34 protein-coding genes are annotated in these 21865 nt (G+C 67.1%); all 34 read left to right on the forward strand.

Annotated features, from left to right (window positions below):
* Positions 1-82: 82 nt before the first annotated feature.
* On the forward strand, positions 83-1192 hold the full coding sequence (locus ACIPYQ_RS06290; RefSeq protein WP_401246711.1) for a hypothetical protein: 1110 nt from the start codon (positions 83-85) through the stop codon (positions 1190-1192).
* A 469-nt stretch (positions 1193-1661) separates the two neighbouring features.
* Positions 1662-1970: a 30S ribosomal protein S10 gene (rpsJ, locus tag ACIPYQ_RS06295; RefSeq protein ID WP_003948644.1), complete on the forward strand. Its 309-nt coding sequence runs from the start codon at positions 1662-1664 to the stop codon at positions 1968-1970.
* Between the two features lie 14 nt (positions 1971-1984).
* Complete coding sequence (gene rplC / locus ACIPYQ_RS06300) at positions 1985-2629, forward strand: 50S ribosomal protein L3 (RefSeq protein ID WP_007265899.1); 645 nt, start codon at positions 1985-1987, stop codon at positions 2627-2629.
* Positions 2630-2633: 4 nt separating this feature from the next.
* On the forward strand, positions 2634-3284 hold the full coding sequence (gene rplD / locus ACIPYQ_RS06305) for a 50S ribosomal protein L4 (protein ID WP_030388861.1): 651 nt from the start codon (positions 2634-2636) through the stop codon (positions 3282-3284).
* Complete coding sequence (gene rplW, locus ACIPYQ_RS06310; RefSeq protein WP_007265901.1) at positions 3284-3607, forward strand: 50S ribosomal protein L23; 324 nt, start codon at positions 3284-3286, stop codon at positions 3605-3607. Before rplD ends, rplW begins: the two co-directional genes overlap by 1 nt.
* Positions 3608-3646: 39 nt before the next feature.
* On the forward strand, positions 3647-4483 hold the full coding sequence (gene rplB, locus ACIPYQ_RS06315) for a 50S ribosomal protein L2 (protein ID WP_008739715.1): 837 nt from the start codon (positions 3647-3649) through the stop codon (positions 4481-4483).
* A gap of 12 nt (positions 4484-4495) precedes the next feature.
* A complete protein-coding gene (gene rpsS, locus ACIPYQ_RS06320; RefSeq protein WP_008739713.1) occupies positions 4496-4777 on the forward strand; it encodes a 30S ribosomal protein S19 in 282 nt (93 codons plus the stop codon).
* 43 nt (positions 4778-4820) lie between these two features.
* Positions 4821-5168, forward strand: coding sequence for a 50S ribosomal protein L22 (gene rplV, locus ACIPYQ_RS06325; RefSeq protein WP_037792011.1), 348 nt, complete (start codon positions 4821-4823; stop codon positions 5166-5168).
* Positions 5168-6010 (forward strand): 30S ribosomal protein S3, encoded by an 843-nt coding sequence (gene rpsC / locus ACIPYQ_RS06330; RefSeq protein ID WP_008739710.1) that lies wholly within the window; start codon positions 5168-5170, stop codon positions 6008-6010. Before rplV ends, rpsC begins: the two co-directional genes overlap by 1 nt.
* Before the next feature lie 5 nt (positions 6011-6015).
* Positions 6016-6435, forward strand: a complete 420-nt coding sequence (gene rplP, locus ACIPYQ_RS06335; RefSeq protein WP_008739704.1) for a 50S ribosomal protein L16 — start codon at positions 6016-6018, stop codon at positions 6433-6435.
* The gene (gene rpmC, locus ACIPYQ_RS06340) at positions 6435-6659 is read left to right on the forward strand and encodes a 50S ribosomal protein L29 (protein WP_008739703.1); all 225 of its coding nucleotides are present in this window, start codon (positions 6435-6437) and stop codon (positions 6657-6659) included. Before rplP ends, rpmC begins: the two co-directional genes overlap by 1 nt.
* Complete coding sequence (gene rpsQ, locus ACIPYQ_RS06345) at positions 6659-6940, forward strand: 30S ribosomal protein S17 (RefSeq protein ID WP_030008467.1); 282 nt, start codon at positions 6659-6661, stop codon at positions 6938-6940. The genes rpmC and rpsQ overlap by 1 nt, the downstream gene beginning before the upstream one ends.
* Before the next feature lie 137 nt (positions 6941-7077).
* Entirely contained in the window at positions 7078-7446 is a 369-nt protein-coding gene (rplN, locus tag ACIPYQ_RS06350) for a 50S ribosomal protein L14 (protein WP_008739701.1), read from the forward strand.
* Between the two features lie 2 nt (positions 7447-7448).
* Positions 7449-7760 (forward strand): 50S ribosomal protein L24, encoded by a 312-nt coding sequence (gene rplX, locus ACIPYQ_RS06355; protein WP_030008468.1) that lies wholly within the window; start codon positions 7449-7451, stop codon positions 7758-7760.
* On the forward strand, positions 7760-8311 hold the full coding sequence (gene rplE / locus ACIPYQ_RS06360) for a 50S ribosomal protein L5 (RefSeq protein WP_030388859.1): 552 nt from the start codon (positions 7760-7762) through the stop codon (positions 8309-8311). The genes rplX and rplE overlap by 1 nt, the downstream gene beginning before the upstream one ends.
* A gap of 5 nt (positions 8312-8316) precedes the next feature.
* Positions 8317-8502, forward strand: a complete 186-nt coding sequence (locus ACIPYQ_RS06365; RefSeq protein WP_003956452.1) for a type Z 30S ribosomal protein S14 — start codon at positions 8317-8319, stop codon at positions 8500-8502.
* Between the two features lie 223 nt (positions 8503-8725).
* Complete coding sequence (gene rpsH / locus ACIPYQ_RS06370) at positions 8726-9124, forward strand: 30S ribosomal protein S8 (protein ID WP_007265911.1); 399 nt, start codon at positions 8726-8728, stop codon at positions 9122-9124.
* A 20-nt stretch (positions 9125-9144) separates the two neighbouring features.
* Complete coding sequence (rplF, locus tag ACIPYQ_RS06375; protein WP_266442974.1) at positions 9145-9684, forward strand: 50S ribosomal protein L6; 540 nt, start codon at positions 9145-9147, stop codon at positions 9682-9684.
* A gap of 2 nt (positions 9685-9686) precedes the next feature.
* Complete coding sequence (rplR, locus tag ACIPYQ_RS06380; protein WP_030008471.1) at positions 9687-10070, forward strand: 50S ribosomal protein L18; 384 nt, start codon at positions 9687-9689, stop codon at positions 10068-10070.
* A gap of 45 nt (positions 10071-10115) precedes the next feature.
* Positions 10116-10718 carry a 30S ribosomal protein S5 gene (gene rpsE / locus ACIPYQ_RS06385; RefSeq protein ID WP_030388857.1) on the forward strand — a complete coding sequence of 201 codons (603 nt, stop codon included), beginning with the start codon at positions 10116-10118 and terminating at the stop codon, positions 10716-10718.
* Entirely contained in the window at positions 10718-10900 is a 183-nt protein-coding gene (rpmD, locus tag ACIPYQ_RS06390; RefSeq protein ID WP_005313525.1) for a 50S ribosomal protein L30, read from the forward strand. The genes rpsE and rpmD overlap by 1 nt, the downstream gene beginning before the upstream one ends.
* A 1-nt stretch (position 10901) precedes the next feature.
* Positions 10902-11357 (forward strand): 50S ribosomal protein L15, encoded by a 456-nt coding sequence (rplO, locus tag ACIPYQ_RS06395; protein ID WP_008739693.1) that lies wholly within the window; start codon positions 10902-10904, stop codon positions 11355-11357.
* A 187-nt stretch (positions 11358-11544) separates the two neighbouring features.
* Positions 11545-12858: a preprotein translocase subunit SecY gene (gene secY / locus ACIPYQ_RS06400; RefSeq protein ID WP_361753591.1), complete on the forward strand. Its 1314-nt coding sequence runs from the start codon at positions 11545-11547 to the stop codon at positions 12856-12858.
* Positions 12858-13505, forward strand: coding sequence for an adenylate kinase (locus ACIPYQ_RS06405; protein WP_319725412.1), 648 nt, complete (start codon positions 12858-12860; stop codon positions 13503-13505). The genes secY and ACIPYQ_RS06405 overlap by 1 nt, the downstream gene beginning before the upstream one ends.
* A gap of 92 nt (positions 13506-13597) precedes the next feature.
* Positions 13598-14449: a type I methionyl aminopeptidase gene (gene map, locus ACIPYQ_RS06410; RefSeq protein ID WP_361753588.1), complete on the forward strand. Its 852-nt coding sequence runs from the start codon at positions 13598-13600 to the stop codon at positions 14447-14449.
* A gap of 138 nt (positions 14450-14587) precedes the next feature.
* The gene (gene infA, locus ACIPYQ_RS06415) at positions 14588-14809 is read left to right on the forward strand and encodes a translation initiation factor IF-1 (RefSeq protein WP_003956442.1); all 222 of its coding nucleotides are present in this window, start codon (positions 14588-14590) and stop codon (positions 14807-14809) included.
* 74 nt (positions 14810-14883) lie between these two features.
* Positions 14884-14997, forward strand: coding sequence for a 50S ribosomal protein L36 (gene rpmJ, locus ACIPYQ_RS06420; RefSeq protein WP_003956441.1), 114 nt, complete (start codon positions 14884-14886; stop codon positions 14995-14997).
* 201 nt (positions 14998-15198) lie between these two features.
* Positions 15199-15579 carry a 30S ribosomal protein S13 gene (gene rpsM / locus ACIPYQ_RS06425; protein ID WP_030710357.1) on the forward strand — a complete coding sequence of 127 codons (381 nt, stop codon included), beginning with the start codon at positions 15199-15201 and terminating at the stop codon, positions 15577-15579.
* Between the two features lie 54 nt (positions 15580-15633).
* Positions 15634-16038, forward strand: coding sequence for a 30S ribosomal protein S11 (gene rpsK / locus ACIPYQ_RS06430; RefSeq protein ID WP_003956432.1), 405 nt, complete (start codon positions 15634-15636; stop codon positions 16036-16038).
* A 150-nt stretch (positions 16039-16188) separates the two neighbouring features.
* Positions 16189-17211, forward strand: coding sequence for a DNA-directed RNA polymerase subunit alpha (locus tag ACIPYQ_RS06435; protein WP_007265920.1), 1023 nt, complete (start codon positions 16189-16191; stop codon positions 17209-17211).
* 104 nt (positions 17212-17315) lie between these two features.
* Complete coding sequence (gene rplQ, locus ACIPYQ_RS06440; protein ID WP_319733898.1) at positions 17316-17789, forward strand: 50S ribosomal protein L17; 474 nt, start codon at positions 17316-17318, stop codon at positions 17787-17789.
* A 102-nt stretch (positions 17790-17891) separates the two neighbouring features.
* Positions 17892-18743 carry a tRNA pseudouridine(38-40) synthase TruA gene (truA, locus tag ACIPYQ_RS06445; protein ID WP_401246722.1) on the forward strand — a complete coding sequence of 284 codons (852 nt, stop codon included), beginning with the start codon at positions 17892-17894 and terminating at the stop codon, positions 18741-18743.
* Between the two features lie 44 nt (positions 18744-18787).
* Positions 18788-20416 carry an ABC-F family ATP-binding cassette domain-containing protein gene (locus ACIPYQ_RS06450; protein ID WP_401246725.1) on the forward strand — a complete coding sequence of 543 codons (1629 nt, stop codon included), beginning with the start codon at positions 18788-18790 and terminating at the stop codon, positions 20414-20416.
* Between the two features lie 69 nt (positions 20417-20485).
* On the forward strand, positions 20486-21754 hold the full coding sequence (locus tag ACIPYQ_RS06455; protein WP_401246728.1) for a glycosyltransferase family 87 protein: 1269 nt from the start codon (positions 20486-20488) through the stop codon (positions 21752-21754).
* Positions 21755-21865 lie beyond the last annotated feature (111 nt).

Genomic DNA, 21865 nt, shown 5'->3' on the forward strand with positions numbered 1-21865 from the left:
CCGGAGGCCAGTAGCATCCGGCCGGTCAGACATGGCTTCTGACCGTCGCAACAGGGGTTGGGGACGCAGGGGGGCGCAGGGCATGGGAAACGACAACCACCACGGCAACGGCGGCGCGGGGGCCTCCGACGAGGAATGGCGCCGGTTCCAGGAGGACGCCGCCGCCGGCACGGGCGCGGCGCCGAGGGAGCCCTCGGCGCGGGCGCGGATGGTCACCGAGCGGCTGCGGGAGACGCAGGGCCAGGAGCCGCCGGGCTGGCGCACCGGGCCCGCCCGGCAGGGGCGCCGGCGCCCGGGGCGGCTCGGGGCCGCCGTGGCCGTCGTGCTGATCGCCGGGCTGGCGCTGATCGCCGTACGGCCCGAGCTGGTGATCGACCGCATCACCGGCAAGGCGGACGCCCGCCAGGAGGCGAAGAACGCTGCTCCGCTGCCCGCGGAGTCCGTACGCCCGACCGCGCCCCCGCCGGCCGTGGACCCGGACCGGCCGACTCTGCAGGAACCTTTCCGTGGTTCCCCGGCCCTCCAGTGGGCCGACGGGGCCGCGGGCATCGAGGTCCCCGAGGCCACGGCCGTCGGCGGGACGTCCAAGCAGCAGGTCGCGGACGCGCTGGAGAAGGCCAGGCAGTTCCTGATCGCGTCCAACCTCGACCCGGCGACCCTGCGCGGTGAGCGGCCGGCCGCCGCCCTGGCGATCCTGGACCCCCGGCAGCCGGAGGTCCCGCAGCGGGTGGAGCAGTCCCTGACCGAGCCCACCGCGGAGAACACCCCGGTGCTGCTCTTCACCCGCTTCGACCAGGCGAAGGTCAAGCCGGTCGGTGACGTCGTCAAGGTGCGCGGCAGCATGCGCGCGGAGCAGGGGGAGCCCGGGGAGCTGCTCGTGGTGACGGACTACACCTTCGTCCACCCCATGACGGACGGGGGATCGAACGTGCAGCGCACCATCGTGCGCCGGCAGATCACCCTGAGCCTGCTCGACCCGGCGCGCTGGGAGGCCACCCGCGGCAAGCTCCAGCTGCGCAAGTACGTCTCGGAGTGGTCGAACGTCGGCTGCGACTCGGCCGACGGCTTCCTGCACCCGGACTTCCCGCGGGAGACCCCGGCCGGGCCGACGCCGACCGGGCCCGCCGTGGATCCGTACGACCGCAGCAGGGACATCCAGGGCGAAGGGTGCGGGACGGTCACCCGCTCCTGACCGGGGGAGGAGCCCCGCCGGGCGATGCGCGTGGTGCAGTTTGACCACTCAGCGTGGCGGGGTATTCTCTTCGGCCCGATTGGCCAGGTACGTGCCTCGTATGGCAGACTACTCAAGTTGCTCGGCTGAGTGCCGATGCTGCGCGCCTCCCGCCGGGAGGACCGGAAGCGAGTCCCACAGTACTCGTCGTCCTTAATCTGCCTCTCGGGGCAGCAATGGGGGCGGACGTACGGGAATCTTCTGGGAAGCGTCAGCACGGTGCCCACCAGGCACTCGGTGGGTGTTTCTCCCCCGAAACGCGGTCACAGGGACCGCACCCCCTTGGACGAGGGAATTTCCGTATGGGAATTTTCTGTAGAGGGAGTGCGACACGCCCGACCGCGTGGGTCGGAGAGAAGCCGCGGGATCCGTCCCGCAGCCGACCGAGAGCCAGAGCGTTTCCACATACAGACAGGACTACGGAGTAGCCATGGCGGGACAGAAGATCCGCATCCGGCTCAAGGCCTACGACCACGAGGTCATCGATTCCTCGGCGAAGAAGATCGTCGAGACGGTGACGCGCACTGGTGCGTCGGTCGCGGGCCCGGTGCCGCTGCCCACTGAGAAGAACGTGTACTGCGTCATCAAGTCGCCGCACAAGTACAAGGACTCGCGCGAGCACTTCGAGATGCGCACGCACAAGCGCCTGATCGACATCCTCGACCCGACCCCCAAGACCGTTGACTCGCTGATGCGCCTGGACCTTCCGGCCGGCGTTGACATCGAGATCAAGCTCTGAGAGGCGTCGAGAAGATGGCAAAGCAGATCAAGGGCGTCCTGGGCGAGAAGCTCGGCATGACCCAGGTCTGGGACGAGAACAACCGTGTCGTCCCGGTGACCGTGGTCAAGGCCGGACCCTGCGTCGTTACCCAGGTCCGTACGAACGACATCGACGGCTACGAGTCGGTCCAGATCGCCTTCGGCGAGATCGACCCGCGCAAGGTGAACAAGCCCCTCAAGGGCCACTTCGCCAAGGCCGACGTGACCCCCCGCCGCCACCTGGTGGAGCTCCGCACCTCCGACGCCAGCGAGTACACGCTCGGCCAGGAGATCACTGCTGAGGTGTTCGAGTCCGGCGTCAAGGTTGACGTCACGGGCAACAGCAAGGGCAAGGGCTTCGCCGGTGTCATGAAGCGGCACAACTTCCGGGGCCTCGGCGCCGGTCACGGTGTGCAGCGCAAGCACCGCTCCCCCGGTTCGATCGGTGGCTGTGCCACCCCTGGGCGTGTCTTCAAGGGCATGCGCATGGCCGGTCGCATGGGTAACGAGCGTGTCACCACCCAGAACCTGACCATCCACGCGGTTGACGCGGAGAAGGGTCTGCTGCTCATCAAGGGCGCGGTCCCCGGTCCGAACGGCGGCCTCGTCCTGGTCCGTACCGCGGCCAAGGGGGCTTGAGGTAATGAGCACCATTGACATCCTTTCGCCGGCAGGCGACAAGGCCGGTACCGTCGAGCTCCCCGCGGAGATCTTCGACGCGAAGACCAGCGTTCCGCTGATCCACCAGGTCGTTGTCGCTCAGCTGGCTGCTGCCCGTCAGGGCACGCACAAGACCAAGCGTCGCGGCGAAGTCCGTGGTGGTGGCCGCAAGCCGTACCGCCAGAAGGGCACCGGCCGCGCGCGCCAGGGTTCGACCCGTGCGCCGCAGTTCGTCGGCGGTGGCGTCGTCCACGGCCCGCAGCCGCGTGACTACTCCCAGCGGACCCCCAAGAAGATGAAGGCCGCCGCCCTCCGCGGTGCCCTCTCGGACCGTGCGCGTCACTCCCGCATCCACGTCGTCACCGGCGTGGTCGAGGGTGCCGCCTCCACGAAGGCCGCCAAGACGCTGTTCGGCAAGATCTCGGAGCGCAAGAACCTGCTCCTGGTCGTCGACCGCGCCGAAGAGGCCGCGTGGCTGTCCGCCCGCAACCTGCCCCAGGTTCACATCCTGGAGCCGGGCCAGCTGAACACGTACGACGTGATCGTCTCTGACGACGTGGTCTTCACTCAGGCCGCCTTCGAGTCCTTCGTGTCTGGCCCCAAGGCCGATGAGACCGAAGGGAGCGACGCCTGATGTCTGAGGCGACCGTTACCAGCAAGACCTTCACTGACCCGCGCGACCTGCTGATCAAGCCGGTTGTCTCGGAGAAGAGCTACGCGCTGCTGGACGAGAACAAGTACACGTTCATCGTCGCGCCCGGCGCCAACAAGACCCAGATCAAGCAGGCCGTGGAAGCGGTCTTCTCGGTCAAGGTCACCGGGGTCAACACGATCAACCGTCAGGGTAAGCGCAAGCGCACCAAGACCGGTTTCGGCAAGCGTGCGAACACCAAGCGCGCCATCGTGACCCTTGCCGAGGGCAACCGTATCGACATCTTCGGCGGCCAGGCCTCCTAACGGAGGTCTAGTCGTCCGGAATCGGACGAGGACTGAGAAATGGGTATCCGCAAGTACAAGCCGACGACCCCGGGCCGTCGTGGCTCCAGCGTCGCCGACTTTGTCGAGATCACGCGGTCCACGCCGGAGAAGTCGCTGGTTCGCCCCCTGCACAGCAAGGGCGGCCGTAACAACACCGGTCGGATCACCGTTCGCCACCAGGGTGGTGGACACAAGCGCGCCTACCGCGTGATCGACTTCCGTCGTCACGACAAGGACGGCGTGCCGGCCAAGGTCGCGCACATCGAGTACGACCCCAACCGCACCGCGCGCATCGCGCTCCTGCACTACGCGGACGGCGAGAAGCGCTACATCATCGCGCCGAAGGCTCTGAAGCAGGGCGACCGGATTGAGAACGGCCCCACGGCCGACATCAAGCCCGGCAACAACCTGGCCCTCCGCAACATCCCGGTCGGTACCACGATCCACGCGATCGAGCTCCGTCCCGGTGGCGGCGCCAAGTTCGCGCGCTCCGCTGGTGCCTCCGTGCAGCTGCTGGCGAAGGAGGGCACGATGGCCCACCTTCGTATGCCGTCCGGTGAGATCCGTCTCGTCGACGCGCGCTGCCGCGCCACGGTCGGCGAGGTCGGCAACGCCGAGCAGTCGAACATCAACTGGGGCAAGGCCGGCCGCATGCGCTGGAAGGGCGTTCGCCCGTCCGTCCGCGGTGTCGCGATGAACCCGGTTGACCACCCGCACGGTGGTGGTGAGGGCAAGACCAGTGGTGGTCGCCACCCGGTCTCCCCGTGGGGTCAGAAGGAGGGTCGTACTCGCTCGCCGAAGAAGGCTTCGAGCAAGTACATCGTCCGCCGCCGCAAGACGAACAAGAAGCGCTAGGAGCGGGTTTAGATGCCGCGCAGTCTCAAGAAGGGGCCCTTCGTCGACGACCACCTCGTAAAGAAGGTGGACGTCCAGAACGAAGCCGGCACCAAGAACGTCATCAAGACCTGGTCCCGTCGCTCGATGATCATCCCCAGCATGCTGGGTCACACCATCGCGGTGCACAACGGCAAGACCCACGTCCCGGTGTTCGTCACCGAGTCGATGGTCGGCCACAAGCTCGGCGAGTTCTCGCCGACTCGCACCTTCCGCGGCCACGTCAAGGACGACCGGAAGTCGAAGCGCCGCTAAAGGCGGGGTGGTTACGACTATGACTTACACCGAAGGGACAACCATGGAAGCCAGGGCCCAGGCGCGGTACATCCGCGTCACGCCCATGAAGGCCCGCCGAGTGGTGGACCTTATCCGTGGCATGGATGCCACGGAGGCTCAGGCGGTCCTGCGTTTCGCCCCGCAGGCCGCGAGCGTGCCGGTTGGCAAGGTGCTGGACAGCGCCATTGCCAATGCCGCACACAACTACAACCACCCGGACGCCTCCACGCTGGTCATCAGCGAGGCGTTCGTGGACGAGGGCCCGACCCTGAAGCGGTTCCGTCCGCGTGCGCAGGGCCGTGCCTACCGGATCCGCAAGCGGACCAGCCACATCACCGTGGTCGTCAGCAGCAAGGAAGGTTCCCGGTAATGGGCCAGAAGGTAAACCCGCACGGGTTCCGGCTCGGCATCACCACCGACTTCAAGTCGCGTTGGTACGCCGACAAGCTGTACAAGGACTACGTCAAGGAAGACGTCGCCATCCGTCGGATGATGACGTCCGGCATGGAGCGCGCCGGCATCTCGAAGGTTGAGATCGAGCGCACCCGTGACCGCGTGCGTGTGGACATCCACACCGCTCGTCCGGGCATCGTCATCGGCCGCCGTGGCGCCGAGGCCGACCGCATCCGCGGTGACCTCGAGAAGCTCACGGGCAAGCAGGTCCAGCTGAACATCCTCGAGGTCAAGAACCCCGAGCTGGATGCACAGCTGGTTGCCCAGGCCGTTGCCGAGCAGCTCTCCTCCCGCGTCTCCTTCCGTCGCGCCATGCGTAAGAGCATGCAGGGCACGATGAAGGCCGGCGCCAAGGGCATCAAGATCCAGTGTGGCGGCCGTCTCGGCGGCGCCGAGATGTCCCGCTCCGAGTTCTACCGCGAAGGCCGTGTGCCGCTGCACACCCTCCGCGCGAACGTGGACTACGGCTTCTTCGAGGCCAAGACCACCTTCGGCCGTATCGGTGTGAAGGTCTGGATCTACAAGGGCGACGTCAAGAACATCGCCGAGGTTCGCGCCGAGAACGCTGCGGCCCGTGCGGGTAACCGCCCGGCCCGTGGCGCGCAGGGCGCTGGCGACCGTCCCGCCGGCCGTGGTGGCCGTGGTGGCGAGCGCGGCGGCCGTGGTGGCCGCAAGCCGCAGCAGGCTGCTGGTGCCGAGGCCCCCAAGGCCGACGCTCCCGCCGCCGCTCCGGCCGAGAGCACCGGAACGGAGGCCTGACCGACATGCTGATCCCTCGTAGGGTCAAGCACCGCAAGCAGCACCACCCGAAGCGCAGTGGCATGGCCAAGGGCGGTACTGAGGTCACGTTCGGCGAGTACGGCATCCAGGCGCTGACCCCGGCGTACGTGACGAACCGCCAGATCGAGGCGGCTCGTATTGCGATGACCCGCCACATCAAGCGTGGCGGCAAGGTCTGGATCAACATCTACCCGGACCGCCCGCTGACGAAGAAGCCGGCCGAAACCCGCATGGGTTCCGGTAAGGGTTCTCCCGAGTGGTGGATCGCCAACGTGCACCCGGGCCGGGTCATGTTCGAGCTGTCCTACCCGAACGAGAAGATTGCTCGTGAGGCGCTCACCCGCGCTGCTCACAAGCTTCCGATGAAGTGCCGGATTGTTCGGCGCGAGGCAGGTGAGTCGTGATGGCGACGGGAACCAAGGCGTCCGAGCTGCGTGAGCTCGGCAACGAGGAGCTCGTTGGCAAGCTGCGCGAGGCCAAGGAGGAGCTGTTCAAGCTCCGCTTCCAGGCGGCCACGGGTCAGCTGGAGAACAACGGCCGGCTCAAGTCCGTCCGTAAGGACATCGCTCGCATCTACACCCTGATGCACGAGCGTGAGCTCGGTATCGAGACGGTGGAGAGCGCCTGATGAGCGAGAACAACGTGACTGAGAAGACCGAGCGCGGATTCCGCAAGACCCGTGAGGGTCTGGTCGTCAGCGACAAGATGGACAAGACCGTCGTCGTCGCCGTCGAGGACCGCGTCAAGCACGCCCTGTACGGCAAGGTCATCCGCCGTACGAACAAGCTCAAGGCGCACGACGAGCAGAACGCTGCCGGCGTCGGCGACCGCGTCCTCATCATGGAGACGCGTCCGCTGTCGGCGAGCAAGCGCTGGCGCATCGTCGAGATCCTCGAGAAGGCCAAGTAAGGAAATTCGCGCAAGCGAATTCCAAACAGACACAGTCTGAGGGGTTTCCCTCAGGTTCGTTCCGCCAGGCTCGGTGGGGGCGACGCTCTCCGGAGTGAAGCCCCCGCCGGGAACCGGCAGACAAACAGGAGATACACGTGATCCAGCAGGAGTCGCGACTGCGTATCGCCGACAACACTGGTGCCAAGGAAATCCTTTGCATCCGTGTTCTCGGTGGTTCCGGTCGCCGCTACGCGGGCATCGGTGACGTCATCGTCGCCACCGTCAAGGACGCGATCCCCGGTGGCAACGTGAAGAAGGGTGACGTCGTCAAGGCGGTCATCGTTCGCACCGTCAAGGAGCGTCGCCGCCAGGACGGCTCGTACATCCGCTTTGACGAGAACGCCGCCGTCATTCTGAAGAACGACGGCGACCCTCGCGGCACCCGTATCTTCGGCCCGGTGGGCCGTGAGCTGCGCGAGAAGAAGTTCATGAAGATCATCTCGCTCGCGCCGGAGGTGCTGTAAGCATGAAGATCAAGAAGGGCGACCTGGTCCAGGTCATCACCGGTAAGGACAAGGGCAAGCAGGGCAAGGTCATCGTTGCCTTCCCCGCTGACAACCGCGTCCTCGTCGAGGGTGTCAACCGGGTCAAGAAGCACACCAAGGCTGCGCAGAACCAGGCCGGTGGCATTGTGATCACCGAGGCCCCGGTCCACGTCAGCAACGTTCAGCTGGTTGTGGAGAAGGACGGCAAGAAGGTCGTCACCCGCGTCGGCTACCGCTTCGACGACGAGGGCAACAAGATCCGCGTTGCCAAGCGGACGGGTGAGGACATCTGATGGCTACCACTCCGCGTCTCAAGACGAAGTACCGCGAGGACATCGCGGGCAAGCTGCGTGAGGAGTTCTCGTACGAGAACGTCATGCAGATCCCCGGCCTCGTGAAGATCGTGGTCAACATGGGTGTGGGCGACGCCGCCCGCGACTCCAAGCTGATCGACGGCGCCATCAAGGACCTGACGACGATCACCGGTCAGAAGCCGGCCGTCACGAAGGCCCGGAAGTCCATCGCGCAGTTCAAGCTGCGCGAGGGTCAGCCGATCGGCTGCCACGTCACCCTCCGTGGTGACCGCATGTGGGAGTTCCTGGACCGTACGCTGTCGCTCGCGCTGCCGCGTATCCGTGACTTCCGTGGTCTGTCGCCGAAGCAGTTCGACGGCCGTGGCAACTACACCTTCGGTCTCACGGAGCAGGTCATGTTCCACGAGATCGACCAGGACAAGATCGACCGTACCCGGGGTATGGACATCACCGTGGTCACCACGGCGACCAACGACGACGAGGGCCGTGCCCTCCTTCGTCACCTCGGCTTCCCCTTCAAGGAGGCGTAAGCGAGATGGCGAAGAAGGCTCTCATCGCGAAGGCTGCCCGCAAGCCCAAGTTCGGTGTGCGTGCGTACACCCGCTGCCAGCGCTGCGGTCGCCCCCACTCCGTGTACCGCAAGTTCGGCCTGTGCCGCGTCTGCCTTCGTGAGATGGCTCACCGTGGCGAGCTGCCGGGCGTGACCAAGAGCTCCTGGTAAATCACCCTCGTCCGCAAGGACTTGGGCGGTACCAGGCACTCTCGGTAAGCATCTGGACGGTGGGTGCCCGGCCGCGCATGCCTTAGGCTTGTGTGGTTGGGCGTCCGCCGCCCATAACGACTTACTACGCCGTAGGTCCCCGCACCGCACCCGTCCCGCCACTGAGTGGGGAGAGGGATGGCGCATACAGGAAACCCCGGCGAGAGAGGCCGAAGGCCACTTCATGACCATGACTGACCCGATCGCAGACATGCTCACGCGTCTGCGTAACGCTAACTCGGCGTACCACGACACCGTCGTGATGCCGCACAGCAAGATCAAGTCGCACATCGCAGAGATCCTCAAGCAGGAGGGTTTCATCACCGGCTGGAAGGTCGAGGACGCCGAGGTCGGCAAGAACCTCGTCCTCGAGCTGAAGTTCGGGCCGAACCGCGAGCGCTCCATTGCGGGCATCAAGCGGATCTCGAAGCCCGGTCTGCGCGTGTACGCGAAGTCCACCAACCTGCCCAAGGTGCTCGGCGGCCTGGGCGTGGCGATCATCTCCACGTCCCACGGTCTCCTGACCGGTCAGCAGGCAGGCAAGAAGGGCGTAGGTGGGGAAGTCCTCGCCTACGTCTGGTAGTCGGGAACGGAGGAAAAGCAATGTCGCGAATCGGCAAGCTCCCCATCCAGGTTCCCGCCGGTGTGGACGTCACCATCGATGGCCAGACGGTCGCGGTGAAGGGCCCCAAGGGTTCCCTCGCGCACACCGTCAAGGCGCCCATCGCAATCGTCAAGGGTGAGGACGGCGTTCTGAACGTCACCCGCCCGAACGACGAGCGTCAGAACAAGGCCCTGCACGGCCTGTCCCGCACGCTGGTGGCGAACATGATCACCGGTGTGACCACGGGATACGTCAAGGCTCTCGAGATCAGCGGTGTCGGTTACCGTGTCCTGGCGAAGGGCTCCAACCTGGAGTTCCAGCTGGGTTACAGCCACCCGATCCTGGTGGAGGCGCCCGAGGGCATCTCCTTCAAGGTCGAGTCGCCGACCAAGTTCACGGTCGAGGGCATCGACAAGCAGAAGGTCGGCGAGGTCGCCGCCAACATCCGCAAGCTGCGGAAGCCCGACCCGTACAAGGCCAAGGGTGTCAAGTACGCCGGCGAAGTCATCCGCCGCAAGGTCGGAAAGGCTGGTAAGTAGCCATGGCATACGGTGTGAAGATCGCCAAGGGCGACGCGTACAAGCGCGCTGCCAAGGCTCGCCGCCACATCCGCATCCGCAAGAACGTCTCGGGTACGGCGGAGCGTCCGCGCCTCGTCGTGACGCGTTCCAACCGCAACATCGTTGCTCAGGTCATCGACGACCTCCAGGGTCACACCCTGGCGTCCGCGTCGACCCTGGACGCTTCGATCCGCGGTGGCGAAGGCGACAAGAGCTCGCAGGCCCAGGCTGTCGGCGCGCTCGTCGCCGAGCGTGCCAAGGCTGCGGGTGTCGAGACCGTCGTGTTCGACCGCGGTGGCAACCGATACGCCGGGCGCATTGCCGCTCTGGCTGACGCCGCCCGCGAAGCCGGGCTGAAGTTCTAAGCCCCGGTTCCGGGACTCACGGACGTAACAGAGAGAGGTAATCCAATGGCTGGACCCCAGCGCCGCGGAAGCGGTGCCGGTGGCGGCGAGCGGCGGGACCGGAAGGGTCGCGACGGTGGCCCTGCCGCCGAGAAGACCGCTTACGTTGAGCGCGTTGTCGCGATCAACCGCGTCGCCAAGGTTGTCAAGGGTGGTCGCCGCTTCAGCTTCACCGCGCTGGTCGTGGTGGGCGACGGTGACGGCACTGTAGGTGTCGGTTACGGCAAGGCCAAGGAAGTTCCCGCGGCCATCGCCAAGGGTGTCGAGGAAGCGAAGAAGAACTTCTTCAAGGTTCCGCGCATCCAGGGCACCATCCCTCACCCGATCCAGGGCGAGAAGGCTGCGGGCGTCGTCCTGCTGAAGCCTGCTTCCCCCGGTACCGGTGTTATCGCCGGTGGCCCGGTGCGCGCCGTTCTGGAGTGCGCCGGCGTTCACGACATCCTGTCGAAGTCCCTGGGCTCCGACAACGCGATCAACATCGTGCACGCGACCGTGGCGGCCCTCCAGGGCCTGCAGCGTCCCGAGGAGATCGCGGCTCGCCGTGGTCTGCCCCTCGAGGACGTCGCCCCCGCGGCTCTGCTTCGTGCACGTGCTGGGGCGGGTGCGTAATGGCTCGCCTCAAGATCACGCAGACGAAGTCGTACATCGGCAGCAAGCAGAACCACCGCGACACGCTGCGTTCGCTCGGGCTCAAGCGCCTGAACGACGTCGTCGTCAAGGAGGACCGCCCCGAGTTCCGCGGAATGGTTCACACCGTCCGCCACCTCGTGACGGTTGAGGAGGTTGACTAACATGGCTGAGAACAGCCCGCTGAAGGCCCACAACCTCCGTCCCGCCCCCGGTGCCAAGACCGCGAAGACCCGTGTCGGTCGTGGTGAGGCGTCGAAGGGTAAGACGGCCGGTCGTGGTACGAAGGGCCAGAAGGCCCGCTACCAGATCCCGCAGCGCTTCGAGGGTGGGCAGATGCCCCTCCACATGCGCCTGCCGAAGCTCAAGGGCTTCAAGAACCCGTTCCGCACCGAGTTCCAGGTCGTGAACCTGGACAAGCTCGGCGCTCTCTACCCCGAGGGTGGAGAAGTCACGGTGGCCGACCTGGTCGCCAAGGGCGCGGTTCGCAAGAACAGCCTCGTCAAGGTCCTGGGCCAGGGCGAGCTCTCCGTGGCGCTGCAGGTTTCGGTTGACGCCGTCTCCGCTTCCGCCAAGGAGAAGATCGCCGCTGCCGGTGGCACCGTCACCGAGCTCGTCTAAGACGATTTCAGTGGCTGAATAGCTCGAAACCCGACCGGGGATGCCTCACATATGGGGCATCCCCGGTCGGTCGTTCCACGGGAGGCACACTCGCCGGTAAGGTGGCGTGCACCTTTGCTTTGTCGTATACGTCGATCCCTCAGACCGTCACCTCTGACGCAGTAGCGCGGGGGTCGCAGGAGGCACCGTGCTCACCGCGTTCGCCCGGGCGTTCAAGACGCCCGACCTGCGCAAGAAGCTGCTCTTCACGCTCGGCATCATCGTGCTGTTCCGGCTCGGGTCCCACATCCCGGTACCCGGCGTGAGCTACAAGAACGTTCAGATCTGCGTCGAACAGGCGGGCAACAGCAATGGGCTGTTCGGCCTCGTCAACATGTTCAGCGGCGGTGCGCTGCTGCAGATCACGATCTTCGCGCTCGGCATCATGCCGTACATCACGGCGAGCATCATCCTGCAGCTGCTGACCGTGGTCATCCCGAAGCTGGAGACCCTCAAAAAAGAGGGCCAGGCCGGCACGGCGAAGATCACTCAGTACACGCGCTATTTGACGGTCGCCCTCGCGATCCTGCAGGGCACCGGCCTCGTCGCCACCGCCCGCACCGGTGCCCTCTTCGGGACCTGTCCGGTCGGCCGCGAGATCGTCCCGGACCGGTCGATCTTCACCACGATCGTCATGGTGGTCACCATGACCGCCGGCACCTGCGTCGTCATGTGGCTCGGTGAGCTCATCACCGACCGCGGCATCGGCAACGGCATGTCGATCCTCATGTTCATCTCGATCGCCGCCGGCTTCATCGGCGCCCTGTGGGCCATCAAGGAGCAGGGCAAGATCGCGGACGGCTGGGTCGAGTTCGGCGTGGTCATGCTGGTCGGCCTCGCGATGGTCGGCCTGGTGGTCTTCGTCGAACAGGCGCAGCGCCGGATCCCGGTCCAGTACGCGAAGCGCATGATCGGCCGCCGTGCCTACGGCGGTACCTCGACCTACATCCCGCTCAAGGTGAACCAGGCGGGCATCATCCCCGTCATCTTCGCCTCGTCGCTGCTCTACATTCCGGCACTGGTCGTGCAGTTCAGCGGTTCCACCGCGGGCTGGGCCAACTGGATCCAGAAGCACTTCGTCAAGGGCGACCACCCGTACTACATCGCGACCTACTTCCTCCTGATCGTCTTCTTCGCGTTCTTCTACGTGGCGATCTCGTTCAACCCCGAGGAAGTTGCAGACAACATGAAGAAGTATGGTGGGTTCATCCCGGGTATTCGTGCCGGTCGACCCACCGCCGAGTACCTGAGCTACGTGCTCAACCGGATCACCTGGCCGGGGTCGCTGTACCTGGGTCTCATCGCTCTTGTGCCGACGATGGCGTTGGCCGGCTTCGGAGCGAACCAGAACTTCCCGTTCGGCGGGACGAGCATCCTGATCATCGTGGGTGTGGGTCTGGAAACCGTGAAGCAGATCGAGAGCCAGCTCCAGCAGCGTAATTACGAAGGGTTCCTCCGCTGATGCGAATCGTCCTCGTCGGACCGCCCGGTGCGGGCAAGGGAACGCAGGCCGCGTTCCTTGCCAAGAACCTGTCGATCCCGCACATCTCCACGGGCGACCTGTTCCGGGCCAACATCAGCCAGGGCACCGAGCTGGGCAAGCAGGCGAAGGCGTACATGGACGCCGGCGACCTGGTCCCCGACGAGGTGACCATCGGCATGGCGAAGGACCGGATGGAGCAGCCGGACGCCGTGGGCGGCTTCCTGCTCGACGGTTTCCCGCGCAACGTCTCGCAGGCCGAGGCCCTCGACGTGATGCTCCAGGCGGAGGGCATGAAGCTCGACGCCGTCCTCGACCTGGAGGTCGAGGAGGACGAGGTCGTCAAGCGGATCGCCGGTCGCCGGATCTGCCGCAACGACTCTTCGCACGTCTTCCACGTCACGTACGCCCCGCCGAAGGCCGAGGGCGTCTGCGACACCTGTGGCGGCGAGCTGTACCAGCGCGGTGACGACTCCGAGGCCACGGTCCGCAACCGGCTGGAGGTCTACCACACGCAGACCGAGCCGATCATCGACTACTACAAGGCCCAGGGCCTGCTGGTGACCATTCCGGCCCTCGGTGAGGTCGCGGACGTCACGAAGCGCGCGATGGACGCCCTCAAGAAGTAGTACCCCCGTAGTGCAAGAACGGCCGCGGTGTCCCCAGGGCATCGCGGCCGTACTGTTGAGAAGACTCGTACCGAGGCTGGAAGGCGTTTTTCATGGTCCAGATCAAGACCCCCGAGCAGATCGCGAAGATGCGCGAGGCGGGGCTGGTCGTCGCCGCGATCCACGCGGCGACCCGTGAGGCGGCCGTTCCGGGCGCCACGACGCGTGATCTGGACATGGTGGCCCGCAAGGTGATCGCGGACGCCGGGGCCAAGTCGAACTTCCTCGGCTACGGCGGTTTCCCCGCGACGATCTGCACCTCGGTGAACGAGGTCGTCGTCCACGGCATCCCGGACGACAAGACGGTCCTCAAGGACGGCGACATCATCTCGATCGACGCCGGCGCCATCATCGACGGCTGGCACGGCGACGCCGCGTACACCGCCTTCGTGGGCACTGGGCACGCCCCTGAGCTCGTGGAGCTCTCCCGGGTGACCGAGGAGTCCATGTGGGCCGGTATCGCCGCCATGAAGCTCGGCAACCGCCTCGTGGACATCTCCAAGGCGATCGAGACGTACATCAAGCGCCAGCCGCGTCCCGCCACCGGTGACCACAGCCTCGGCAAGTTCGGGATCATCGAGGACTACGGCGGCCACGGCATCGGGTCCGAGATGCACATGGACCCCCACCTGCTGAACTACGTCTCGCGCAAGCGGGGCAAGGGCATCAAGCTGGTCCCGGGCGTCTGCCTGGCGATCGAGCCCATGGTCTCCCTGGGCACCGCCCAGACGGAGGTACTGGCGGACGACTGGACCGTCATCACCACGGACGGCACCTGGTCCTCGCACTGGGAGCACTCCATCGCCCTGACGGAGGCCGGTCCGATCGTTCTGACCAGCCCGGACTGCGGCAAGGCGAAGCTGGCGGAGTACGGAGTCACCACGGCTCCGGACCCTCTGGCGTAATGATCTACACTCTGGGGCAAACTTTCCGGATTCGTCTTTCTGGGTGCCCTGACGTAGACTGACTCGTCGGCTCTCGTGCACTTCCATGCCTGCATGGCGCACCGAGCCGATCAAGGTAGCCGATTCGAAGGGCGAAGCGTGGCCAAGAAGCAAGGTGCCATCGAAATCGAGGGCACCGTGATCGAGTCCCTCCCGAACGCGATGTTCAAGGTGGAACTGCAGAACGGTCACAAGGTCCTCGCGCACATCAGCGGCAAGATGCGCATGCACTACATCCGCATCCTCCCGGATGACCGGGTCGTCGTGGAGCTGTCTCCGTACGACCTGACGCGTGGCCGGATCGTCTACCGATACAAGTAGATCTTGTCCTCACTCCTGCCTGGGCGTCTTGTCCCGGTGCGGGTGGTGGCACTGACCCGGAGAACCTCACCAACATGAAGGTCAAGCCGAGCGTCAAGAAGATCTGCGACAAGTGCAAGGTGATCCGCCGTCACGGCCGGGTCATGGTCATCTGCGACAACCTGCGCCACAAGCAGCGCCAGGGCTGACGCACGCCGACCGACCTGCCTTAACGCAGTTCTTCGCGCGACGTAAGAAAACGTACATACGCAGAATCCGCCCAGCCCTGCAAGGGGCCGGCGGCACCTCCGGCGGGGGCCGGGGACCCGGACGTACCACCACCCATTCAGGTGTGGTCGGCGGTCGGGGCTGATTCTGCGGAAGACCCCCGAACACACAGGAGCCATTGAATGGCACGCGTTTCCGGTGTTGACATCCCGCGCGAAAAGCGTGTGGAGATCGCACTCACCTACGTCTTCGGTATCGGGCGCACCCGGTCCAAGGAGATCCTCGCCTCCACCGGCGTGAACCCGAACACCCGCGTTCGTGACCTGGCCGAAGAGGACCTGGTCAAGATCCGCGAGTACGTGGACGCCAACCTCCGCACCGAGGGTGACCTCCGCCGCGAGATCCAGGCCGACATCCGTCGCAAGGTCGAGATCCAGTGCTACCAGGGCATCCGCCACCGTCGCGGCCTCCCGGTGCACGGTCAGCGCACCAGCACGAACGCGCGTACCCGCAAGGGCCCGCGTCGCGCGATCGCCGGTAAGAAGAAGCCGGGCAAGAAGTAGTCCTGTTCAGCGGTCTTGCGCTGTAGGACCGACCACCTCCCGTAGGAGATTTAGATGCCCCCCAAGGGTCGTCAGGGCGCTGCCAAGAAGGTGCGCCGCAAGGAAAAGAAGAACGTCGCTCACGGGCACGCCCACATCAAGAGCACGTTCAACAACACCATCGTTTCGATCACCGACCCCTCGGGCAACGTGATCTCCTGGGCCTCCGCCGGCCACGTCGGCTTCAAGGGCTCGCGCAAGTCCACCCCCTTCGCCGCGCAGATGGCCGCCGAGTCGGCCGCCCGTCGCGCGCAGGAGCACGGCATGCGCAAGGTTGACGTCTTCGTCAAGGGTCCGGGCTCCGGCCGCGAGACCGCGATCCGCTCCCTCCAGGCCACCGGCCTCGAGGTCGGCTCGATCCAGGACGTCACCCCCACCCCGCACAACGGCTGCCGCCCGCCGAAGCGCCGCCGCGTCTGACGCAGCGGACGCACCTGTGCGTTCTTGAGTGTCCGGGCGGTACGACCCCTTCGGGGGCCGTGCCGCCCGTACCCTTGCAGTAGCCGTACCTCGGTACGGCATCCCGTCGGGCGTCAAATAGTGGGCGTCCACGAATGAAGGAACACAGACATGCTTATCGCTCAGCGTCCTTCGCTGACCGAAGAGGTCGTCGACGAGTACCGCTCGCGGTTCGTGATCGAGCCGCTGGAGCCGGGCTTCGGCTACACCCTCGGCAACTCCCTGCGCCGTACGCTCCTGTCCTCGATCCCGGGTGCCGCTGTCACCAGCATCCGCGTGGACGGCGTCCTGCACGAGTTCACCACCGTGCCGGGTGTCAAGGAAGACGTCACCGACATCATCCTGAACATCAAGCAGCTGGTCGTCTCCTCGGAGCACGACGAGCCGGTCGTGATGTACCTGCGCAAGCAGGGTCCCGGCCTGGTCACCGCTGCCGACATCGCGCCCCCGGCCGGTGTCGAGGTGCACAACCCGGACCTCGTCCTCGCCACGCTCAACGGCAAGGGCAAGCTGGAGATGGAGCTGACCGTCGAGCGCGGTCGCGGCTACGTCTCCGCCGTCCAGAACAAGCAGCTGGGCCAGGAGATCGGCCGCATCCCGGTCGACTCCATCTACAGCCCGGTCCTCAAGGTCACCTACAAGGTCGAGGCGACCCGAGTCGAGCAGCGCACCGACTTCGACAAGCTGATCGTCGACGTCGAGACCAAGCAGGCCATGCGCCCGCGTGACGCCATGGCGTCCGCCGGCAAGACCCTGGTCGAGCTGTTCGGTCTGGCGCGCGAGCTCAACATCGACGCCGAGGGCATCGACATGGGCCCGTCCCCGACGGACGCCGCCCTGGCCGCCGACCTGGCGCTGCCGATCGAGGAGCTCGAGCTCACCGTTCGGTCGTACAACTGCCTCAAGCGCGAGGGCATCCACTCCGTGGGTGAGCTCGTCGCCCGTTCCGAGGCCGACCTGCTCGACATCCGCAACTTCGGTGCGAAGTCGATCGACGAGGTCAAGGCGAAGCTGGCCGGCATGGGCCTGGCCCTCAAGGACAGCCCGCCCGGATTCGACCCGACCGCCGCCGCCGACGCCTTCGGCGCCGACGACGACGCGGACGCCGGTTTCGTCGAGACCGAGCAGTACTAAGAAGCCTGTGGGGGGCTCGCGCCCCCCGCACCGCCCTCTCGCGACCGCCTGAGGGAACTGACTCCGGTACCTGACACGGCCGGTGCAGATTTGAAGGAGTAACAATGCCGCGTCCCGCAAAGGGTGCCCGCCTGGGCGGCTCCGCCGCGCACGAGAAGCACCTCCTCGCGAACCTCGCGAAGGCGCTCTTCGAGCACGGCCGCATCACCACCACCGAGGCCAAGGCCCGTCGCCTGCGTCCCTACGCCGAGCGTCTGGTCACCAAGGCCAAGAAGGGCGACATCCACAACCGTCGCCTGGTGCTGCAGACGATCACGGACAAGAGCATCGTGCACACGCTGTTCACCGAGATCGCCCCGCGCTACGAGAACCGCCCCGGTGGTTACACGCGCATCACCAAGATCGGCAACCGTCGTGGCGACAACGCCCCGATGGCCGTGATCGAGCTGGTCGAGGCCCTCACGGTCGCCCAGCAGGCCACTGGTGAGGCCGAGGCCGCCACCAAGCGCGCGGTGAAGGAGGCGGAGGCCAAGGCCGAGGCCACCGAGACCCCCGCCGAGGAGACCAAGGAGGCCTGATCCCGCTACGGGATCGAGCTTGCTTGATCGGCTCTGAACGGGCCCGCCCCTTCCCGGGGCGGGCCCGTTCTGCATTTCGGTGACTCTGAGAGGATCGGTCACGTGAGTGACGAGGTGGAGCCCGGGCACGTCCGGGTGCGGCTGGACCTGAGCTACGACGGCAAGGACTTCTCCGGCTGGGCGAAGCAGCGCGTGCTGCGCACCGTCCAGGGAGAGCTGGAGAGTGCCCTGCAGACCGTGATGCGGCTGAAGGACCCGGTCGAGCTGACCGTGGCGGGCCGCACCGACGCGGGCGTGCACGCCCGCGGGCAGGTCGCCCAGTTCGACCTCGCCGAGGAGGTGTGGGCCGAGCACCACGACAAGCTGCTGCGCCGGCTCGCGGGCCGGCTGCCGCACGACGTACGGGTGTGGAAGGTCGCCGAGGCCCCCGAGGGCTTCAACGCGCGCTTCTCGGCCATCTGGCGCCGCTACGCCTACCGTGTCGGCGACCACCAGGGCGGCGTCGACCCGCTGCGCCGCGGCCACGTGCTGTGGCACCAATGGCCCCTCGACGTGGACGCCATGAACGAGGCCGCCGCCGCGCTGCTCGGCGAGCACGACTTCGCCGCGTACTGCAAGAAGCGCGAGGGCGCCACGACCATCCGCACGCTCCAGCAGCTCAGCTGGGAGCGCGCCGAGGACGGGATCGTCACCGCGACCGTCCGCGCCGACGCCTTCTGCCACAACATGGTCCGCTCGCTGGTGGGCGCCCTGCTGCACGTCGGCGACGGACACCGGCCCACCGACTGGCCGGGGAAGGTCCTGCGCGCCGCCGTGCGGGACTCTTCGGTGCACGTCGTGAAGCCGCACGGGCTGACCCTGGAGGAGGTCGGCTACCCGGCGGACGAGCTGCTGGCCGCCCGCAGCAAGGAAGCCCGCAACCTGCGCACCCTCCCCGGAGCCGGCTGCTGCTGAGCGGCGGCCAAACCGGTTGGGTGGATCGCCGCCGGACCGGGAGAATGCCGGGCATGGGACATCTCGAAGCCAGCCATTTGGAGTACTACCTTCCCGACGGGCGGGTCCTGCTCCCCGACGTCTCCTTCCGGGTGGGGGAGGGGTCGGTGGTCGCCCTGGTCGGGGCGAACGGGGCCGGCAAGACCACCCTGCTGAAGATGATCTCCGGGGAGCTGCAGCCGCACGGCGGCGGTGTGACCGTCTCCGGCGGTCTCGGCGTGATGTCGCAGTTCGTGGGCTCGGTGCGGGACGAGACGACCGTGCGGGACCTCCTGGTGTCGGTGGCCCAGCCGCGGATCCGGGAGGCCGCCAAGGCCGTGGACCGGGCCGAGCAGCTGATCCTGACGGTGGACGACGAGGCCGCGCAGATGGCGTACGCGCAGGCGCTGAGCGACTGGGCGGACGTCCAGGGCTACGAGGCGGAGACCCTGTGGGACGTCTGCACCATGGCCGCGCTGGCCATCCCGTACGACACCGCGCAGTTCCGCGAGGTGCGCACGCTCTCGGGCGGTGAGCAGAAGCGGCTCGTGCTGGAGGCGCTGCTGCGCGGGCCGGACGAGGTGCTGCTGCTCGACGAGCCGGACAACTACCTCGACGTCCCCGGCAAGCGGTGGCTGGAGGACCAGCTCAAGGCGACCCGCAAGACGGTGCTGTTCGTCTCGCACGACCGGGAGCTGCTGACCCGGGCCGCCGAGAAGATCATCAGCCTGGAGGCGAGCCCGATGGGCTCCGACGTCTGGGTGCACGGTGCGGGCTTCGACACCTACCACGACGCCCGCAAGGAGCGCTTCGCGCGCTTCGAGGAGCTCAAGCGGCGCTGGGACGAGGAGCACGCCCGGCTCAAGGCCCTGGTGCTGCGGCTGCGCAATCAGGCCGCGAGCAGCCCCGACATGGCCTCGCGGTACCGGGCGATGCAGACCCGCTTCCAGAAGTTCGAGGAGGCGGGCCCCCCGCCGGAGCCGCCGCGTGAGCAGGACATCAAGATGCGGCTCAAGGGCGGGCGTACCGGCGTACGCGCGCTGACCGTGGAGAACCTGGAGCTCACGGGGCTGATGAAGCCCTTCTCGCTGGAGGTCTTCTACGGGGAGCGGGTCGCGGTGCTGGGCTCCAACGGCTCCGGCAAATCGCACTTCCTGCGGTTGATGGCGGGCGAGGACGTCAAGCACACGGGCACGTGGAAGCTGGGCGCGCGGGTGGTTCCCGGCCACTTCGCGCAGACGCACGCCCACCCCGAGCTGTTCGGCCGCACCCTCGTCGACATCCTGTGGACGGAGGCGGCCAAGCCCCTGGGCCAGGCGATGGGGGCCCTGCGCCGGTACGAGCTGGAGCGCCAGGGCGAGCAGCCGTTCGAGAAGCTCTCGGGCGGCCAGCAGGCGCGTTTCCAGATCCTGCTGCTGGAGCTGGCGGGGACCACGGCGCTGCTGCTGGACGAGCCGACGGACAACCTGGACCTGGAGTCCGCGGAGGCGCTCCAGGACGGCCTGGAGGCGTACGACGGGACTGTGCTGTGCGTCACGCACGACCGGTGGTTCGCGCGCACATTTGACCGTTACCTGGTCTTCGGTTCGGACGGTGTTGTGCGGGAGACTCAGGAACCCGTCTGGGACGAACGTAGAGTCGAACGCAAGCGCTAGGGGGCTACCGTCACCCCCTCGGATGAGTGAGGGGCAGGCGTCGTGGGGCTGCGGCCTAGCATCTGGCTGATGAAGTGGGAGAACCAGACCTCCGGCGCGCCGGCGTCGGGGAGCCGGCTGATCGACTGGCTGCTGCGGCCGGCCTCCCGGACCTGGCAGGTGCTCGCCGTCGCGGTGCTCCTCGGGGTCTGCGTCTCCACGAGCCTGCGCGCGAACTGGGGCTCGGACAACGCCTTCGTGGTCAAGGCCGCGCAGACGCTGCTCGCGGGCGGGTCCCCGTACGAGGACAAGCGGTTCCTCTACCTCCCCAGCGCCGTGATCATGGCGGTGCCGGAGGCCCTGCTGCCGCGCACGCTGCTGCAGTGGGTGCTGCCGGCCGGGATGTCGGCGCTGCTGGGCGCGGGCTGGCTGGCCGCGCTGCGGATGTTCTCGGTGCCGCTGCGCTCGCGCTTCGCGGTCGGCGGTTTCGCGGTGTTCGCCCTCGCCTACAAGCCGTACGTGAACCTCGTGCTGATCGGCAACTGGACCGCCATCTCGGCGGCCGCGCTGCCGGTGGCGCTGCTGCTCGCCCACCGGCGGTCGTGGGCGGCGGCCGGGCTGGTGGTGGGGCTGGCGATCGCCTGCAAGCCGATGCTGGTGCCGATCGGGCTGCTGTTCCTGCTCGCCCGGCAGTGGCGGGGTCTGGCCGCGGCCGTACTGGTGCCGCTGGGGCTCTCGCTGGCCGGCGCGCTGATGATGCCGAGCCCGGCGCTGTTCTTCACCAAGACCCTGCCCTTCCTGCTCCAGGGGCAGGACGCGTACGCGCTGCCCTGGGACGCCTCGCCGATCGCGGTGCTGCCGCGGCTGGGGGTGCCGGAGCCGCTGGCGGTGCTGCTCGCGTTCGCGGGGGCCGCCGGCGGTCTGTGGGCGGCCTGGGTGCGGTGGCGCCGGCAGGACGATGCCGACCGGGGGGAGCTGCGCCTGGTGGAGACCGCCTGCATGGTGATGCTCGCCGCATTCCTGGTGTCCCGGCCGTCCTTCGACCACTACCTGCTGGTGGTGCTGCCGCTGCTGCTGGCGTCGGCGGTGCGGCCGGGCTCGATGCCCCGCTCGCCCTGGTTCTGGCTGGCGCTGACGCCCCAGGTGGCCCTGGTCCCGTGGCCCTCGGAGCTGGACCGCAAACGGCGCGCCTTCAAGGACTGCGCCACCCTGTGCGGGCTCGCCATTCTGCTGGCGCGTCGTGCGCTGCGCCCCGGGCGGGTTACTCTGGTGCCCGTAACAACTGCGGGGTCCCCACCCAGGACCGAACCGGAGTGCGCCGCGACGCCAGCAGAATCGGCATCGCGGACCGCGTTTTGACCCGTATGGGTCTGCTTGGGTATCCTGCTGGTTTGTTATGCGTATTGGCTTTCTCATTCTCACGTGAAAGGGCCTTGCGCCGGTCCACCGGACCGATGACCAGCGGTTCAC

This window comes from Streptomyces sp. NPDC090045 (genome assembly GCF_044747975.1).
Classification (GTDB): Bacteria; Actinomycetota; Actinomycetes; order Streptomycetales; family Streptomycetaceae; genus Streptomyces.